The sequence below is a fragment of the Emticicia sp. 17c genome (genome assembly GCF_037153985.1).
Taxonomy (GTDB): domain Bacteria; phylum Bacteroidota; class Bacteroidia; order Cytophagales; family Spirosomataceae; genus Emticicia.
In genome coordinates, this window is sequence record NZ_JBBAYI010000013.1 from 53,599 (window position 1) to 71,482 (window position 17,884).

A 17,884-nucleotide genomic window follows, 5' to 3' on the forward strand; every position below is an offset into this window, starting at 1 on the left:
AAAGCTCTCTGTTATTACCAATTACCATGAAATTTTAAACTATGCGTATGTTAAACTTATTTTTATTCTTCAAGTGCCTCAACAAACTTGCTACGATAAAATACGTAGAATATCAGCGGGAACACAAACAGCGTTAATAACGTAGCCGTTATTAAGCCCCCTATTACCACAATAGCCAGTGGTTTTGAGGTTTCGGAGCCAATTCCTGTTGAAACAGCCGCCGGAATAAGCCCAATCATTGCCATTAGGGCGGTCATGATAACAGGTCTGATTCTTGAACGAACTCCTTCAAAAATAGCGTTATTCAAGGTCATTTTATCATGCAGGTTTTTCTTGAAGACCGAAATCAGAATTACACCATTCTGGATACAGATACCAAACAAAGCAATGAATCCGATACCAGCCGAAATACTAAAGTTTGTATGAGAAATAAGCAAAGAGGCAATTCCACCGATGATAGCAAAAGGTACATTGGTTAATACCAGCCCTGCATCTTTAATATTTCCGAACAGCACAAACAGAATCAGGAATATTAATAATAAACTGATTGGAACTACCTGTGCCAGACGAGCCGTTGCACGTTGCTGATTTTCAAAGTCACCAGCCCATTTCATTTTATAACCTTTATCAAGTTTCACAACGGCGTTTACTTTTTTCTGTGCTTCAGCAATGGCCGAGCCCATGTCTCTACCTCTGATTGAGAATTTTACACCAATAAATCTCTGGTTGGCTTCTCTGAAAATCAGTACAGGTCCTGTTTGAGAGTAAATACGTGCTACACTTCTCAAAGGAATCTGGCTTCCGACTGAGGTCGGAATCATGAGGTTTCCGATGGCATCTTCGTTGCTTCTAAATTGTGGGGCATAACGTATCCGCAAATCAAAGTGGCGTTCGTCTTCGTATATTTGTGTGGCTGCTTTTCCGCCTATGGCCATTTCAATAACTGCCTGTGCATCGGCCTTATTTACTCCATAAAGAGCCAGTTTTTGTTCGTCCAGTTCGACACGTAATTCGGGTTGGCCTATGTTTTTAATTACCCCCAAATCTTCAATCCCTTTTACAGTTCTAAGCTGTTCATAAACCTGATTAGCTTTTTTCTCGAGTGTTGGCAGGTCTTGCCCATATATTTTTACCGCAATGCTCCCTTTTACACCCGAAACTGCTTCTTCAACATTATCCATGATTGGCTGAGAGAAATTAAACAATACTCCGGGGAATATCTCAAGTTTTTTATTCATCTCATCAATCAGTTGTTCTTTCGAGATGTGTCTTTTCCAGTCTTCTTTCGGATATATATCTACCAGAAACTCTACATTATAGAAACCGGTCGGGTCTGTTCCGTCGTTCGGGCGGCCTGTTTGCGAAATCACTTGTTTCACCTCTGGGAATGTCTGGAAAATAGCACGCATTACCTGCGTTTGTTTTACTGATTCTTCCAGCGAAATATTCATTGGCATACTGGCCCGCACATAAATTGAGCCTTCATTTAATTCTGGCAAGAACTCTGTTCCAAGAAACCTGAAATTAAAGAACCCGATTACTACCAGAATCAAGGCTATTACCAAGCTTAGTTTTTTGTGCTTATAAGTGCTTGAAAATAATTTAAGCGATTGTTTTTCAAGGAACTCAACAAAAATATTATGTTTTTCACGAACATTTTTCTTCAAAAGCAGGCTTGCCATTACAGGCACAAGCGTAAGGGTAAATATTAAGGCCCCTAGTAAAGCAAAGCCTAAAGTCCATGCCAGCGGGCTAAACATTTTACCTTCAACTTTCTGGAAACTGAAAATGGGAATAAGACAGGTAATAATGATAGCTTTTGAAAAGAAAATAGCCTTACCTAGCTCTGCACCGGTTTTTTTGAGCAGCCCGAGTTTAGATAATTTATTGAATCGCTCCATTCCGACTTTATGGGCCAGATGGTCGAGTGTTACAAATATACCTTCTACCATTACTACTGCTCCATCCACAATGATACCAAAGTCAATAGCACCCATCGAAAGCAAGTTAGCCGACATGCCTTTTAAACGTAAGCAGATGAACGCAAATAAAAGAGCCAACGGAATAACAATTGATACAGTAACCGTTGTACGCCAGTCGGCCATGAAAAGAAACACAATACAGGTTACAAAAATGATACCTTCGAGCAAATTATGCGTAACGGTATGTGTAGCAAAATGAATAAGGTTTTCACGGTTATAGAAAGTATTTATCTGTGTATCTTTAGGCAGAATAGTGGTATTTATTTCTTCAATTTTTGCCTTAACTTTCTCGATTACCTGACTAGGGTTTTCGCCTTTCCGCATTACAATGATACACTCAAGCACATCGTTACGTTTGTCTCTACCAGCCTGCCCAAGTCTTGGCAAAGCCGATTCTGACACATTAGCTACATTTTTTACATAAATTGGCACCCCATTGGCATTTTTTATGACAATATTTTCGATGTCTTTAACCCCTTTCAACAACCCTATCCCTCTTACCACATAGGCCTCAGAGTTTTTCACGATTACATCTCCCCCAACATTGATGTTGGCATTTGAAACAGCCTGATATAACTGAATAGGTGTAATATCATAATCAAGTAAGCGACGGGGGTCTGCCGAAATTTCGTATGTTTTTACCTCACCACCAAAACTCACTACATCGGCTACACCGGGTACACTTTTAAGGTTACGTTCAACCACCCAATCCTGTAAGGTTTTTAATTCTCTTACGCTTCTGGTAGGGCTTTCAAGTGTATAGCGGAAAATCTCTCCGGTTGGGCCATAAGGGGGTTCCACTTCGGGGTTTGCACCCTCGGGCAAGTCTACCTCACGCAACAGGTTATTTACTTGCTGGCGGGCAAAGGCATCGTCTACGTCATCATCAAACATTACTTTTACTACCGACAAACCAAACACTGTGGTAGAACGAATGTCTGTTTTTTTCTGAACCGGATTTAAACCTATTTCCAAAGGAATAGTAACGAATTTTTCCACTTCTTCGGTACTTCTGCCGGGCCATTGGGTAATAATGGTAATCTGGGTATTGGTTACGTCAGGGAAAGCCTCAACAGGCGTATTCTGGTAACTGATAAAGCCCGCTACAACCGCAAGAAAGGTCATGAAAAATATAAAGTATTTATTTTTCAGCGAGAAGGCGATAATATTTTTAACGAATTTGTTCATGGTTCGAATGATTAAAAGAAATCTAATAGCACTTTCAGGCAAAAGTTTGGATATCTGTCTTCGAGAGCAAAGACCTCACTGGTTTTTACATAATACTGAAACGTGTACAAAATGAGTCTTTTATCAATTTGAAAGGGCCTGATAAATCAATAACTGGTTTTCTGTAACAACGCTTTCGTTGGGTTCCAGCCCACTATTCAGGTATGTTGTGCCTCCGGTAGTTTTATAAATATCAACCGGTTTCACTATCAGGTTCTTACCATCTTTCAGTACCACTACAAAATTCTGACTTTTATCAAACACAACAGCTTTTGACGGAATAGCTACCTTTTGGTCTGTTCCGGCGTATTCCAGATGTACATTGGCAAACATTTCTGGTTTGAGGAAGAAATTTTTATCGTTATTATTTAGTACTATACGCACCTGTTCGGTTTTGGAAGTAGGGTCTAGTACGTTAAATATTTTATCAATTTTACCTTGAAAAACTTTGTTAGGATAGGCCAGTGTCGAAATATCGGCCGAGTAACCCAGTTTTACATTGGCAAGGTCGGTTTCATAAACATTGGCTAGTATCCAGACTTGGTCAAGGTTACTGATAGTAAACAGGTTTTCGGGGTCGTCAGAACGTAACTCCATACCCGGAGCAGCTTTTTTCTCTACTACATACCCCCCTACCGGCGCTTTTACAACATATTCAGAGCCGTTTCCGCCAAGAATTTTCTGGCGTTCGCTTACGCGATTCAATTCGCCTTTAGCAGCTTGCAATTGTTCCTGAGCAGCCACAAGGTCTTTTTGTGATGCCAAGCCTGATTTCGCCATATCTTCGGCTACTTGGGCATTTTTTTGTGCTACCGACAATTGTGAACGAGCTGAAATAGATTGTTGTTGAAGGTCGGCCAAATCACCACTTTTTATGATGGCTAATACTTGTCCTTTCTGCACATAGTCACCAAGTTCAACTTTTACGTCTTCAATATGCCCACCCACTAACGGAAAAACCTTTACTACTTTATCTTCGTTGAACTGAACTTTTCCGGTCAGATTCAAATCATTAGCCACTGTTTTTATTTCAGCAGGTGCTGTTACGAGGCGTTTCATTTGTTCTGGTGTAAGGGCAGAGGTACTATCGGCATTGCTGGCATTTTTATTCTCAGCGTCAGAATTAGAACAGGCGGTAAAGCCAAATATACTTGTCAGGAGTAATCCTGTTGCTACTGTTATATGAATGATTCTAGGAGATTTCATTTATTTGATAGTTTAAAATTCATTGATAAATAATAGTGCTTATATATTAATTAAGGAGGTTAGAGAATTATCTTTCCTACTGCGTAGTTCAGGTCTTCAAAGGCTTTCATACGGTTACTTTGCAATTGATTAAACTGAATAACGGTGCTTTTATACGAATCGAAGAAGTCAATAAATTCAACCACATCGATATTTTGTTTTTTATAATTGAGCAATACACCATCTATCAGTTTTGAAAAGTCAGTAGCAAAACGATTATCAAATGTCTGATACATTTTATCGGCCTGTATAGCTTTACTATAAGAGGTAAATACATTTTGTTGTACCTGAAGCTGGTACGCCTGCAAGGTAGTTTGCGCACTTTGGGTTCTGATGTGGGCAGCTTCGATATTACCCTGATTTTTATTGAAAAAAGGCAGCGAAATACTTGCTCCTAACCCAAAGTAGTTAGGGATGTAGCCCGCATTGCGGTCATAGCTGAATTGCAGGGTTACATCGGGTTTAGCCAATGCTTTTTGTAGAATCAGGTTTTGGTTTTCGAGCTTTACACCTGTTTTTACCGCATTCAAATCACTGCGATTAGCTTCAGCCTGAGCCAGTAAATCGTCAAATCTTAATAAATTAAGATTAGCCAAAGGTGTATTTGCCTCGATAATAAAATGTTTTCCGGCAGTGTTTATTAGCACATTCAAATCGGCTTCATCATCAGCTATACTAACCAATAACTGTTGTTTCTCGGTGTTCAGGTTAAAAAGATACGCCTTTAAACGAGCCAAATCTCTTAAAGGTACATTGCCTTTATCATACTGCTGTTGATAAAGATTTACAGTTTGCTGAAGCGTTCCGATTTCATCGTCATAGACTTTTACCTGTTGTTGCAGGTAGTACAAATCATAAAAGGTAGTACGTAGTGCGTATTGCAAATCTCTTAATAACACAAGCGACTGATTTTGTGCCTGTTCGGTATTCAGGCGAGCTAGTTCTACTCTTTTATTCCTTTTTCCGGCTACTTCTATTAATTGCTGAAATTGTATAAACTGCTGTGCATTATTCTGGTTAAAGCCCCCTAACTCTTTCTTTTGAGTATTGTAGGGCATGTGCTCTACATAGACAGTAGGATTGGGTTTCAGACTTGCTTGTAGTTCATAGGCTTTGCTTTCGCTTATGCCCATTTTAGCAGCAATTAATTGAAGATTATTACGTGTAAATTGTTCTTCGGCCTGTGGAAGTGTCAGATGGAGTGTATCCTGTGCTGAAGCTAACCGAACTGTAAACAGACAAAGCCATAAAAAGGCGTAGTGAATTCGTTTCATTTTTTTCATTTTGATACAGCAAAGTTGAAATGTAAGAATTATACTGAAATTAAACAGGTATTAAAAGAAGATTAAAGCAAAAGTGCAATATTTAAAGCACTGAAAATCAAGCACTTACGACAATATTCCTAATATTGAAATTGTATTTTTACAATATTTAACATAAAAACAAAAACAAATTAAGAACTTTGTAAGACTTTCAGGGTAATACAATAATAAAAATTCTCAAGCATAAAACCTTATTAATAGCAATAAAATATACAATCATGGTAAAATCAGGCGACACAGTACAAGTACATTATAAAGGCACCTTAAGTGACGGAACCGTTTTTGATAGTTCGGCAGGCCGCCAACCGTTACAGTTTACAGTTGGTAGCGGAATGGTAATTCCGGGGTTTGACTCTGGTGTTACCGGAATGGAAATTGGTGAGAAAAAATCAGTTTTTATTCCGGCAGCAGAAGCATACGGATCAGCAAGAGAAGATTTAATCTTTACATTTAACCGTCTGGAAATTCCTGACGATATTCCTTTAGAAGTAGGCATCACACTAAATATACACCGTGGGCAACAGGTTATTCCTGCCGTTGTGAAGGAAGTTACAGCCCTTAAAGTAATTATGGATGCTAATCATGAACTTGCCGGAAAAGATTTAATTTTTGAAATTGAACTAGTAGCTGTTCAATAAGTACCTCAATTTAGCGATAGCTCTTTGCAGAGCTATTGCTATTTTTTACTACTGTCAACACTCCTGCTTTTTTTCGCTACAACTGAGTTAATTATAACAATAGTATTTCTTTCTGTGTCTTCAAGCTGAACCACTGATAATATAACCTATTTGTATTCTTCACGTTTTCTTTCAGGTGCAACCATCTGTTTGGTTTCCTACGTCATTCAGACAAGACAATTAACACCAACAACCAATTAAGGTAATTATGAAAAAAACTAGAGTAGCGTTTTCGGTAGCTATTTTGCTATCGGTATTTTTCTTTGCGGCTTGCAGCAAAAACAGCGACCCTTCTCCCTCAGGCACCTCAGGCTCTGACGATGACAATACCGAAATACACGAAGCTGACAGCGATTATAATTGGGCTAGTACCGATATGAACACAATTACGCTTAACGGTAGTTCGGTTACCGTAGGTGGCACAGGAGCCACAGCCTCGGGCAGTAAGGTAACTATTACAAAAGCTGGAAACTATACCATTACCGGAAGCCTTACCAATGGGCAAGTTATTGTTAATACCGAAGATAAAGCCATTGTGAGACTTATCCTGAACGGAGTTGATATTACTTGTGCTAATAGTTCGCCTATTTATATTAAAAAGGCAGCAAAAACCTTGATTGTATTAGCCGAAAATACCCAGAATAAATTAACTGACGGCGCTTCGTATGTCTACGACGACATAGCCGAAGAAGAACCCAACGCCACTATTTTCAGTAAAGACGATCTATCATTTTATGGCACAGGTACTTTAACTATAAAGGCAAATTTTGCCGATGGCATTGCCAGTAAAGACGGGCTTATTATCAAGAGTGGCAACATTACTGTTAATGCGGCTGACGACGCTATAAGAGGGAAAGATTATTTGATTATACGTGATGGCAATATTAACGCAACGGCCAAAGCTGACGGGCTGAAATCATCGAATGACAGCGATGCTGCTTTAGGCTATATAATAATTGATAAAGGGAGTATAAACATTGACGCTGGTGATGATGCTATTCATGCAGAAACTAAATTGACTATTAACGGCGGAGACATCAATATTATAAAGTCTTACGAAGGGCTTGAAGGCAAAGAAATTACTATTAACGACGGCATTATTCATTTGGTTTCAAGCGATGATGGTATTAACGTTGCCGACGGTAGCGGCAATGAAGGTGGTTTTGGTGGAATGCCGGTAAGTACTTCGACAAGTGGGCTAAACCTCTATATTAATGGCGGATATATTTATGTAAATGCCAATGGTGATGGGCTGGACTCAAATGGTTCTATTACCATGACAGGCGGCACGGTAATCGTAAATGGCCCCACAGCAAATAATAACGGGCCTTTAGATTATGATGGCTCATTCAAAATTACAGGTGGGTATCTGGTAGCAGTGGGTAGCTCTGGCATGGCACAATTACCGGGTACTAGTTCTACGCAGAACTCGGTGCTGGTTAATTTTACGGCTGCCCAAAACGCTGGTACGCTGATACATATCCAGAGTAACGATGGCAAAGAACTTATAACTTTTAAACCTGCAAAGAAATATCAATCAATTGCATTTTCTTCCAAGGGGTTAGCTAATGGCAGCTATGATGCCTATCTGGGTGGGAGTTCGACCGGAACTGAAAAGGATGGTCTATATACCAATGGTGCCTATACTAGTGGCACTAAAAATACAAGTTTTACGGTTTCGAGCGTAGTAACGAAAGTGAATGCCCGTTGATAAACAACCGATTATACCGATTGATGGTTGGTTATTATCAACCATCTTTTTCGTACTAGAATAACGTCAAATCTTCGGCTGTTTTCATCTGAGTATGGTTATTTTCAGTAGTATTTTTACTTATTTCCACACAATTTACAGGCTATTTGTATGCTTGAATCATCCTCTTCAACATACCAGAAAATGGGCTAAAAAACTTGTCGCAAATAGCCCTTTTATTGGCGTATTCAACCACCACAAGAATAAAACTGATGCCTTAAATTTGTATTGTAATTAATCCATTAAACAACATAAAACAATCAACACAATGGCAACTAAAATTTTTGTAAACTTACCCGTTCAAGACCTGCCAAAAGCAATTGATTTCTTTAACAAGTTAGGATATTCGTTTAATCCACAATTTACGAACGAAGATGCAGCCTGTATGATTATTGAGGAAGGAAGCATTTATGCAATGCTGCTGACCCATAAACATTTCAAGTCGTTTATCGATAAAGATATTACCGATACAAAACAATCGGTTGAGGCAATTATTGCACTTGAGATGCCAAGTAAGGAAAAAGTTGACGAAATTGTAAGCAAAGCTCTGGAGGCAGGTGGAACCCGATACCGAGACCTAACAGACATGGGCTGGATGTATCAGGATAGTTTTGCCGATTTAGACGGGCATAAGTGGGAAGTATTCTATATAGACCCTAGCGGTTTTCCGCAAGCATAACCTAACAGGCCACACACAGTTTTTTAACACTAAAGCCAATTATTACTTTTAAACATTACCAACAATCATGAAGAAGAACAAGATTATTTTCTGGGTAGCTACTGCCATTATTTTTCTATGGGAAGGTGTTATGCCTGCTCTCACCTCACAAACCGATTTAGCCAAAGAAGGTATCAGTCACTTGGGATATCCTGCTTATTTCGGCATAATGCTTACCGTCTATAAAGTACTTGGCTCATTGGCTATTATATTGCCCATAGTACCCGCCCGAATTAAAGAATGGGCTTATGCCGGTTTAAGTTTCTCTTTAATTTCAGCTTTTATAAGCCATTGGGCAGTTGATGGTTTCAATGCACAAACTCCATTTCCGTTGGCAATTCTGGCTATATTAATGGTCTCTTATACTTATTACCATAAAATTGAAGCTTAAGCAAATGGAAACATATAGCTTAGAGGCTGATATAGTAGTGAGGTATGTTACTGCACATTCGTTTCCAGACGGTGTACTGGCAGCACACCAGTTGTTACATAAATTAATAGGGAAACCAGATGGCAGAAAATACTTTGGTATTTCGTTTCCGAATCATGAGGGAATAATTATATACAAAGCGGCAGCCGAAGCGTTAAAAAAAGACTCAGAGCAACTGCAAACTCTTGAAACTTATGTTATCAGAAAAGGAGATTATATCTATGCTGATATTCATCATTATATGAAAGATGTTTCAGGTATTGGTAAAACCTTTCAAAACCTTTTAGCCAACCCACGTATAGACCCTAACGGTGCTTGCATTGAATGGTATCTGAACGATACTGATGTCAGATGTATGGTACGTTTAGCCGACTGATTATATTTCGATTTAACACCATTCCTATACAAAATAATGAAAAAAAAGAGGCGAACATCATGTTCGCCTCTCGCTTTATATCAGACTTTTGCCTTTTTCGATGGCTCTTTCCAGACCGCCTAAATCACTTCCTCCAGCTGTTGCAAAATATGGCTGGCCACCGCCGCCACCTTTCATTTCTTTGGCTAATTCTTTAACGATATTACCTGCATGAAGATTTTTCTCTTTCATTACCTCTTCGTCAATAATAACGGCTAACTGTGGTTTACCGCCTATTTCAGCCCCCAATACTCCATAAAAATTACTTACCTGATTTCTTAATTCAAAGGCCAGTTGTTTCAGTGCATCAGCCGAAGGTACTGTTACTTTCGCAGTTAATACATGAATACCATTAATAGCTTCTACTTGTTCTATTAACTGTTTTTTCAATTCTTGCAGTTTTTCGTTTTCCAGCACTTCAACTTTTTTCTGAAGGGCCGATTTTTCAGCAATGAGATTTTCGATGGCTTTTAATAAATCGGCAGGATTTTTCAGTAAAGAAGCTATTTCGTCTTTTACTCTTAAATCTTCTTTTATTTTCTCCATTGCTTTTTCCCCTGTCAACGCCTCAACCCTACGTACACCCGCAGCTACTGAACCTTCCGACACAAATTTAAAAAGACCAATTTGGCCCGTTGACGGCACGTGTGTACCACCACATAACTCAACAGAAAACTGAGGGTCAAAAATAACCACACGCACAAAATCGCCATATTTTTCGCCGAAGGTTGCTGTTGCACCCAATGCAATAGCCTCATTAATAGGCATATTTACTTTAGTTTCAAGAACGATATTTTCGCGGATTTTCTCATTGACAATATCTTCAATCTGAGCAAGTTCTTCATCAGTTACTTTGGCGAAATGCGAGAAGTCGAAACGTGTCACGTTATCGTCCTGATAAGAACCTTTCTGCACGATATGATTTCCTAAAACCTTACGCATAGCAGCCAGCATCAAGTGTGTAGCCGTATGGTTTGCCATAATTTTACGATGGCGCGTTTCTTCTACATGTGCTACTACTACTGTGGCATTGTTCAGGATTTCTTCCAGATTTTTATCTCTGGAAATATGAATAAACAAATCGTTTTCTTTCTTGGTATCCGCAATAACAATAGCATGATTTCCGATAACAATTGTACCAGTATCGCCAACCTGTCCGCCCATTTCGGCATAGAAAGGAGTTTTATCTAAAACAATATGGTATTCTTCGCCTGCTTTGGTTTTTACTTTACGATACTTAACCACCTGCGCCTCGGCTGAAAGTTGTTCATATCCTACAAATTCAAATTCATCACCTTCATTAAGTTCTACCCAGTCGGTTGCTTCTTTAGCTGAATCCTTACGCGAGCGGTCTTTTTGCACTTGTAATGCTTTCTGGAAGCCTTCTTCATCAATTTTATAGCCTTTTTCACGGGCAATCAAAGCTGTGAGGTCAGAAGGGAAACCATAGGTATCGCTTAGCTCAAATACCTGTTCGCCGGCAATGGTTTTATCAGCACTGCTTCCTATAATAACATCGAGGCGTTTCAAGCCTGTTTCTAATGTACGCAGGAATGTTTTTTCTTCTTCTTCAATTACCTTAGCTACAAATTCTTGTTGTGCTTTTAACTCAGGGAAAACATCGGCAAACTGGTCGGCCAATACAGGCACCAGCTTGGTTAAAAATGGCTCGCTGAAACCTAAATAAGAATAACCATAACGCACAGCACGGCGCAAAATACGACGAATAACATAGCCGGCCTTGGCGTTAGATGGTAACTGACCGTCGGCAATGGTAAAGGCAACTGCACGAATGTGGTCTGCAATGACACGCATGGCTACATCGATATAACTACTTGACGACAAGGTGCCGTTTTCGCCATATTTTTTGCCCGACATCTGCTCAATTACCTGAATAGTATTCTGGAAAATATCAGTATCGTAATTAGATTGTTTACCTTGAATAGCCATACAAAGGCGTTCAAAGCCCATACCTGTATCAACGTGCTTGGCAGGCAACAAAACCAACGATTTATCGGCTTTGCGTTCAAATTGCATAAATACGTTATTCCAGATTTCAATTACCTGTGGGTGGTCTTTGTTTACAAGGTCTTTACCGCTTTGTTTATTTACTTCATCCTGACCACGTAAATCGATATGGATTTCAGAGCAAGGGCCGCAGGGGCCAGTATCGCCCATTTCCCAGAAATTATCTTTTTTATTTCCAAGAATAATACGGTTTTCATCGCCTATGAGTGCTTTCCATATATCGTATGCTTCTTGGTCAAAAGGTACTCCTTCTTCTTCATTTCCTTCAAAAACCGACACGTAAATTCTGTCTTTAGGCAATTTATATACTTCTGTTAGTAATTCCCAAGACCAAGCTAATGCTTCTTTTTTGAAATAATCACCAAACGACCAGTTACCCAGCATTTCAAACATGGTATGGTGGTATGTATCAAAACCTACATCTTCGAGGTCGTTGTGTTTTCCGCTTACCCGTAGACATTTCTGAGTATCCGCAATACGTTTGGCGGGCGGTGTTCCATTGCCCAAAAAGAAATCTTTAAACTGCGCCATACCTGAGTTGTTAAACATCAATGTTGGGTCGTTTTTTGCCACAAGTGGAGCCGACGGGACAATCAAATGCCCTTTACTACGGAAAAAGTCTAAAAAAGCCTTACGAATTTCGTGCGAAGTCATATCTACGTATTAATAAATTGTGAATAAGCGGGTTTCATTACCTTGAAAATGTTTCTGTCAGATTCTTTTTTTCAGGTCCGAATTATTTTATTCCCGCTGCAAAAGTTTGCAGTATTAGTCCTGTAAACTTCTTTGTTTATTATCAATAGTTTGTTCTATTGATTAAGGCTGCAAATTTAGTTTAAATTATAAACTATTTGAAGTGTTCTATTAATAAAAACAACACTTGAAACTTATATACACGAAGTTCCAAGCAATTGCTTTATATATTGGTATCAAATACTCGTCCTAAATAGTCATTAATTTCTTTTACCAGTTTGTTTTTCTGGCGTTTTTCAATGCCTGCCAGTTCTTTTGCTAATTGTTGTTTAAAATCGAGTTGCATTTGTCGGGCTATCTGTATACGCTGCGCTTGTGGGCTTCCTGCTCCGTGCATACTTTCAGTCAAATACCCAACTGCATTTCGGCCTAAAGTCATATTTTCGATGAGACGAAGTATTCTTATCCGATGTTCGGTTGAAACCTCTGCCTTGCCTTTCAGGTATTTTTCCAGCAAATGCCCTACATCTTTACTTCTGAAATCTTGTTCTGACGGTAGTGTAACTACTAAACCACCTGCCAAATCCTGTGCCAAACGACCAATTTCATAGGGTATACGGGTTACATGGTGCTTACACACGTTTGCCAGCATATCGTCAGCCAGATATGCTCCCGACAATGTGGGTTTTGCCTGATAGGACGCCGCTATACCTGTTGCATAGATAGTTTCGTTGAGGTGCGTCATTTCAACGAGTTTATCTTTAATATGGTTGGCCTTATCTGCCCCATTATATTCGGCTATGGTTGCCGCTGCTCCAATAAGCACATCTCCTACCCCACTTTTACAAACATAACTACGCCTGTGGTAACACGTAAAACGTTCTACAAGCATTGAAGCAAAGGCATATTCGCCGTCCATGAAAATTAATTCATTTGGAATAAAGACCTCTTCAAATATTATCATGGCCTCTTGCCCGCCAAATTGTGCATTGCCAGCATCAATATCTCCGCCCTCCATACTTCTGGTGTCGCATGACTGGCGGCCATAAATATAAGTTATTCCGTCAGCATCGACAGGAATAGCTCCTACAATGGCATAAGCCTTGTCGTTTTCTGTTAATCGCATAGTAGGCATTACTAGCAACCAATGTGAATTAAGACAACCTGTTTGATGTGCTTTGGCTCCTGTGATGTATACACCTTCGGGGGTGCGTCTGGATACATGGACGAATAAATCAGGATCAGCCTGTTGGTGCGGAGCCAAACTTCTATCTCCTTTTACATCGGTCATAGCTCCACCAATTACGAAATTATGATTTTGCGTATAAGCTATAAAGTTTTTAAAACGTGCATGGTAAAATGTATTGTGCGCTTTATCAATTTCGTAAGTAGTTGAGTAAAGAGAATTAAAGGCATCCATACCCACACAACGTTGAAAACAAGTACCCGTTAGTTGCCCTAAACGGCGTTGCATTTTATTTTGAAGAACAAGGTCAGCGGAAGATTGTGCAATATGTAAAAAACGATTAATACGTTTACCGGTAAAAGGCGAAATAGCCGAAGCGAGTTCAGGCTCCTCAGCTGCCAATGCAAAGGTTTCAGCTACGGCATTAATTGAAGGGCGAATCATGGGGTGTTCGACAATATCTTCTACCAATTCTCCCAAAAGATACACTTTCAGTTTACGGTTTCTTAAACTGTTAATATATTCTTCAGCAGTATTAATTGCTTGCATTGCTGTTTCCATGGACTTGTTGTTTGTATTAGGTGGGTTAATTGGTTTTGCTGGTTTGCAGGTGTTCAATAATAGCAGGCATTACAATTTCCAGCACGGGCTTGGGCAACTGGTGACCCATTCCTTCGACCCAAAGCATTTTTGAATCGGGTATTTTAGGAGCATAGATACTAGCGTGTACAGGCGGAATCAAGGGGTCTTCTGTACCATGAATAACCAGCGTAGGTGCTTTTATTTTGTATAGTTCATGCAGCCTCGAACCCGACGCTGCTATGCCGCAAAACTGTTGGAACCTCGCTCTTGGGTTTTGCCCTTTGCGGTTCTCGATTCCTTCAGTAAAAACTGTTCGTAAATGTTGATAATTAAAAGGAAAGGTTTTACCATTTAATTTACGATACGTTTTTACATAGTTTTCAACCGTAACAGGCGGAAAAACAAATTTATTTCTGATAGTAACATTACGTAAGAAAAACGGAATCAGGTAAAAAAAAGGACGGCCTTTATAAAAAGGTACTGCTTTGGGGTCAAGTATAAAGCCTGACGACATAATAGACACCAGACAAGCCACTCGATGACCATAAGTAATAGCCATGCGCTGCGCTATCATTCCACCCATTGAGACCCCAATAATATGCGCCTGAACAATTGACAGATAATCAAGGAGTTCGATAGCATCTTTGGCCATATCTTCAAGGGTATAAGGTTTTTTGCGGTGCCAAGTATCATTCAGCCACGTTGATAGACCTATGTCACGGTTATCAAACCGAATTACATAAAATCCTGCTTCTACCAAAGGGTTAATAAAATCGGCAGTAAACATTATACTTTGGGCATCAAGCCCCATAATGAGCAAAATAGCCGGATGTTCTTTATTGCCAAATGTTTCAAAATAAATTTCAATATTGTTACAGGGTGCTTTGCCTGTTAAAGTTGGTTTCATACTGATTAAAAACAGCTAACGAGAAATGATTACGCTTGTACGTTATATCAGATTTTACTTATTCTTTTCAAAGTTTTTTAAAAATTCGACTCTGTCTGTTATTTCTGTAATAAAAGCCTGCTCCAAAGCCAGTCCTTCTTCCAACGACCTTGAAAAACCTTCGTTATACAGGTGTTTCATGGCCGCTATTGTTTGTGCTGAATTTTGTAGTATATCGTTGGCTAAAGCAAAAGCGGTTTCTTCTAGTTGCTGTAAAGGTACTGCTTTGTTTACAAGACCTATGCGCTCGGCTTCTTGCCCAGTTACTGGTTTTGCAGTAAACGACATTTCTTTTGCTTTCAGTATACCTACCAGCCGTGGCAAACGTTGCGACATCCCCCATTTAGGCAAAATACCCCATTTAGTATGAGTATCCCCTATTTTGGCATCATCGGCTGCCAGAATTAGGTCAAAAAACATCATGAGTTCGGTAGCACCTGTATAACAATGCCCATGAACCATTACAATGGCAGGTTGTGGCATACTGCGTATGGTTTGGGCAAGCTGATTTCCATCTTCCAGAATATCGGCAGCTTTAAATTGCCCACCCTGAATGCCATCATTCAAGGCTTTGAGGTCAATCCCTGCTGAAAACGCCCTGCCAGCTCCTTTGACAATTAATACTTTAATAGTACTGTTCTGTGCTATTTCGCTAACAGCTTGTTTCAATTCCCGTATCATTAAAGGAGTTAAAGCATTTAGGGCGGCTGGTCGGTTAAGTGTAATAACCGCAATGGCATCTTGATACTCTAGAATTATGTCCTGATACTGCATTGATGGCTGATTTAATAAACAAAAGTAAATAATTTCATGGTGCTTTGGTAATACTCAATGAAATTACAGAAGACTTAAGATATTTTTAAAAAATTTATCAAAACAACAATAACAACTAAAAACTTAGTTATATTTGTGAGAGTTATCAACAAATGATTCATCTTATGAAAAAACTATTCTTTTGTCTGTTTTTAGCATCATTTAGCGTATTTGCTCAAAGCAAGGTTTACCGCACGAAGGTTTTTGAAGAAAAATTTTTCTCATTTTCTGCTCCTAATCGCCCCTATCCACGGTTAGGAAATCCTTTACTCGATAATAACCCAAATAGTTTTATTGTTCTTGATGTTGAAAGGCGGAAACTCATTCAGGATTTTTTTAAGTTTGCCCGCAAATCGAACGTGCGTTTCGACAAATTTAACGAAACCAAAGCTATACCTATTGAGTTTCTGGTTCAACCCAATGGAACCATAGATTATATGATATTCGGATATAGCACCCCAAGAAGCTTAGCTAATCAACGATTTACGTATGATGACAGCCTGAACTCGGTAAATGAGCAAACGCTAGTAAACATTTCAGAAAAATTCTGCCAGACATACAAACTACCTGCTAATCTCAGCCAAGATAAATATAGTGTCGGAACACTCCTGAACATTGGGGTATCGCCCCGCAAATCAAGCAAAATGTTTATTTCAACCATTACTCAGGCAGAAACATGCGACAAACCCGATACCGTAAAAACATTGCAGCTCAATAACTTACAGCTTGAAACATTTCCAGAAGTAGTGTTTAAGTTCAGAAATCTGGAAAAACTGGACTTATCAGATAATTTTATTGAGCGTGTTCCTAAAAAAGTTTATAAAATTAAGCATCTGAGGTTTTTAAGCCTGAGCAACAATATGCTTGATTACAAACGGTTCAGAGTTAAGCGGAATCAACATCTGAAAGACCTGAATCTGCAATTTACAGGCATGACCCGCATACCCCGAACAATAAGCAAAAACAGGCAACTGGAAGTTTTGTTCTTGGGAAATAACCGTATAGAAGAATCAGGTAAATATTATTTCAAAAAAATGACGAACCTGAAATCGCTGAATTTATATAATGCTGGTTTGTCAAAAGTACCTGCCAATATAAGCAGGCTGAGTAATCTGGAAGAACTGGATTTATATTATAACCGCATACAGCTTTTACCCGATGAAATATGCCAGATGCCTAAATTAAAAACGTTGGCTATTTCGAATAACCAAATCTGGAAATTGCCCGAAAATATCTGCCAGCTAAGTACACTTCAAACCCTGTACGCACACCATAACAAACTTAGTATTCTGCCCAAGCTGCCAGACCTGAAACTATTACACGTAGGCAGTAATTTGTTTAAAAGTTTTCCTGACGAAATATATGCCTTAACTAATCTGGAAGAACTGGACATCACTAAAAACCAGATTACCGATATACCAACGCGGCTTGTTGAATTTAAAAAATTGCAAAGTTTATTTATGCAGGGAAATTATTTTGATTTATTAGAGAGTAAAAAAGCAGAATTAACTAAATTAGTGACAGATTTAGAGAAAAAGGATATTCTTGTACGCTAATGAAACTTTTTTACAGCACCAACGAAGTAGCCGAAATATTAGGTGTAAAAGCCTCAAAAATACGCTTTTATGAGAACAAGTTTAAGCTACGGTTTGAAAGGTTTGGCCGAGACAGAAAGCTAACTCAAAAAGACATTGATAAACTTCGTGAAATTATTAACGAAAAAAGTAAAGGCAACCTTACCTTACAGGGTACTGCCCGTAGAATCAACAAAAAAACTGACCTAAATAAAAGCAAAAAAGCTCTGTTAGGTAGATTACTAACTATCAGAGCTTTTTTACAGGATACCTTACAAGAGCTTAACAAAGCCTAG

At 39.0% G+C, this 17,884-nt stretch carries 14 protein-coding genes; 7 read left to right on the plus strand and 7 right to left on the minus strand.

All coding sequences use genetic code 11. The annotated features are described in order from the left end of the window. Positions 1-62: 62 nt before the first annotated feature. The 3 genes from WAA15_RS21000 to WAA15_RS21010 form a co-directional block, all read right to left on the minus strand. Positions 63-3,170, minus strand: coding sequence for an efflux RND transporter permease subunit (locus WAA15_RS21000; protein WP_337044807.1), 3,108 nt, complete (start codon positions 3,168-3,170; stop codon positions 63-65). A 123-nt stretch (positions 3,171-3,293) separates the two neighbouring features. Further along, positions 3,294-4,415, minus strand: coding sequence for an efflux RND transporter periplasmic adaptor subunit (locus WAA15_RS21005; RefSeq protein WP_337044808.1), 1,122 nt, complete (start codon positions 4,413-4,415; stop codon positions 3,294-3,296). 59 nt (positions 4,416-4,474) lie between these two features. Further along, positions 4,475-5,728: a TolC family protein gene (locus WAA15_RS21010; RefSeq protein WP_337044809.1), complete on the minus strand. Its 1,254-nt coding sequence runs from the start codon at positions 5,726-5,728 to the stop codon at positions 4,475-4,477. A 266-nt stretch (positions 5,729-5,994) separates the two neighbouring features. Between WAA15_RS21010 and WAA15_RS21015 the strand changes: the two genes are divergently transcribed. The 5 genes from WAA15_RS21015 (at position 5,995) to WAA15_RS21035 (ending at position 9,727) form a co-directional block, all read left to right on the plus strand. Continuing rightward, positions 5,995-6,414 (plus strand): FKBP-type peptidyl-prolyl cis-trans isomerase, encoded by a 420-nt coding sequence (locus WAA15_RS21015; protein ID WP_337044810.1) that lies wholly within the window; start codon positions 5,995-5,997, stop codon positions 6,412-6,414. 247 nt (positions 6,415-6,661) lie between these two features. Further along, entirely contained in the window at positions 6,662-8,164 is a 1,503-nt protein-coding gene (locus WAA15_RS21020; RefSeq protein ID WP_337044811.1) for a carbohydrate-binding domain-containing protein, read from the plus strand. Between the two features lie 307 nt (positions 8,165-8,471). Then, positions 8,472-8,882: a VOC family protein gene (locus WAA15_RS21025; protein WP_337044812.1), complete on the plus strand. Its 411-nt coding sequence runs from the start codon at positions 8,472-8,474 to the stop codon at positions 8,880-8,882. A gap of 67 nt (positions 8,883-8,949) precedes the next feature. Beyond that, a complete protein-coding gene (locus WAA15_RS21030) occupies positions 8,950-9,312 on the plus strand; it encodes a DoxX family protein (protein WP_337044813.1) in 363 nt (120 codons plus the stop codon). Between the two features lie 4 nt (positions 9,313-9,316). After that, on the plus strand, positions 9,317-9,727 hold the full coding sequence (locus WAA15_RS21035) for a transcriptional regulator (RefSeq protein WP_337044814.1): 411 nt from the start codon (positions 9,317-9,319) through the stop codon (positions 9,725-9,727). A 75-nt stretch (positions 9,728-9,802) separates the two neighbouring features. Here the strand turns inward: WAA15_RS21035 and alaS are convergent, their stop codons facing one another. The 4 genes from alaS to WAA15_RS21055 all read right to left on the minus strand — a co-directional run bounded on the left by alaS (position 9,803) and on the right by WAA15_RS21055 (position 15,975). Further along, entirely contained in the window at positions 9,803-12,448 is a 2,646-nt protein-coding gene (alaS, locus tag WAA15_RS21040; protein ID WP_337044815.1) for an alanine--tRNA ligase, read from the minus strand. A gap of 262 nt (positions 12,449-12,710) precedes the next feature. After that, entirely contained in the window at positions 12,711-14,234 is a 1,524-nt protein-coding gene (locus tag WAA15_RS21045; RefSeq protein WP_337044816.1) for a 4-hydroxyphenylacetate 3-hydroxylase family protein, read from the minus strand. A 25-nt stretch (positions 14,235-14,259) separates the two neighbouring features. Beyond that, positions 14,260-15,162 (minus strand): alpha/beta fold hydrolase, encoded by a 903-nt coding sequence (locus WAA15_RS21050; RefSeq protein WP_337044817.1) that lies wholly within the window; start codon positions 15,160-15,162, stop codon positions 14,260-14,262. Positions 15,163-15,216: 54 nt separating this feature from the next. Beyond that, positions 15,217-15,975 carry an enoyl-CoA hydratase/isomerase family protein gene (locus WAA15_RS21055; RefSeq protein ID WP_337044818.1) on the minus strand — a complete coding sequence of 253 codons (759 nt, stop codon included), beginning with the start codon at positions 15,973-15,975 and terminating at the stop codon, positions 15,217-15,219. A 164-nt stretch (positions 15,976-16,139) separates the two neighbouring features. Between WAA15_RS21055 and WAA15_RS21060 the strand changes: the two genes are divergently transcribed. Both WAA15_RS21060 and WAA15_RS21065 read left to right on the plus strand, forming a co-directional pair. Further along, positions 16,140-17,570, plus strand: coding sequence for a leucine-rich repeat domain-containing protein (locus WAA15_RS21060; protein WP_337044819.1), 1,431 nt, complete (start codon positions 16,140-16,142; stop codon positions 17,568-17,570). Then, positions 17,570-17,884 (plus strand): MerR family transcriptional regulator, encoded by a 315-nt coding sequence (locus WAA15_RS21065; protein WP_337044820.1) that lies wholly within the window; start codon positions 17,570-17,572, stop codon positions 17,882-17,884. Before WAA15_RS21060 ends, WAA15_RS21065 begins: the two co-directional genes overlap by 1 nt.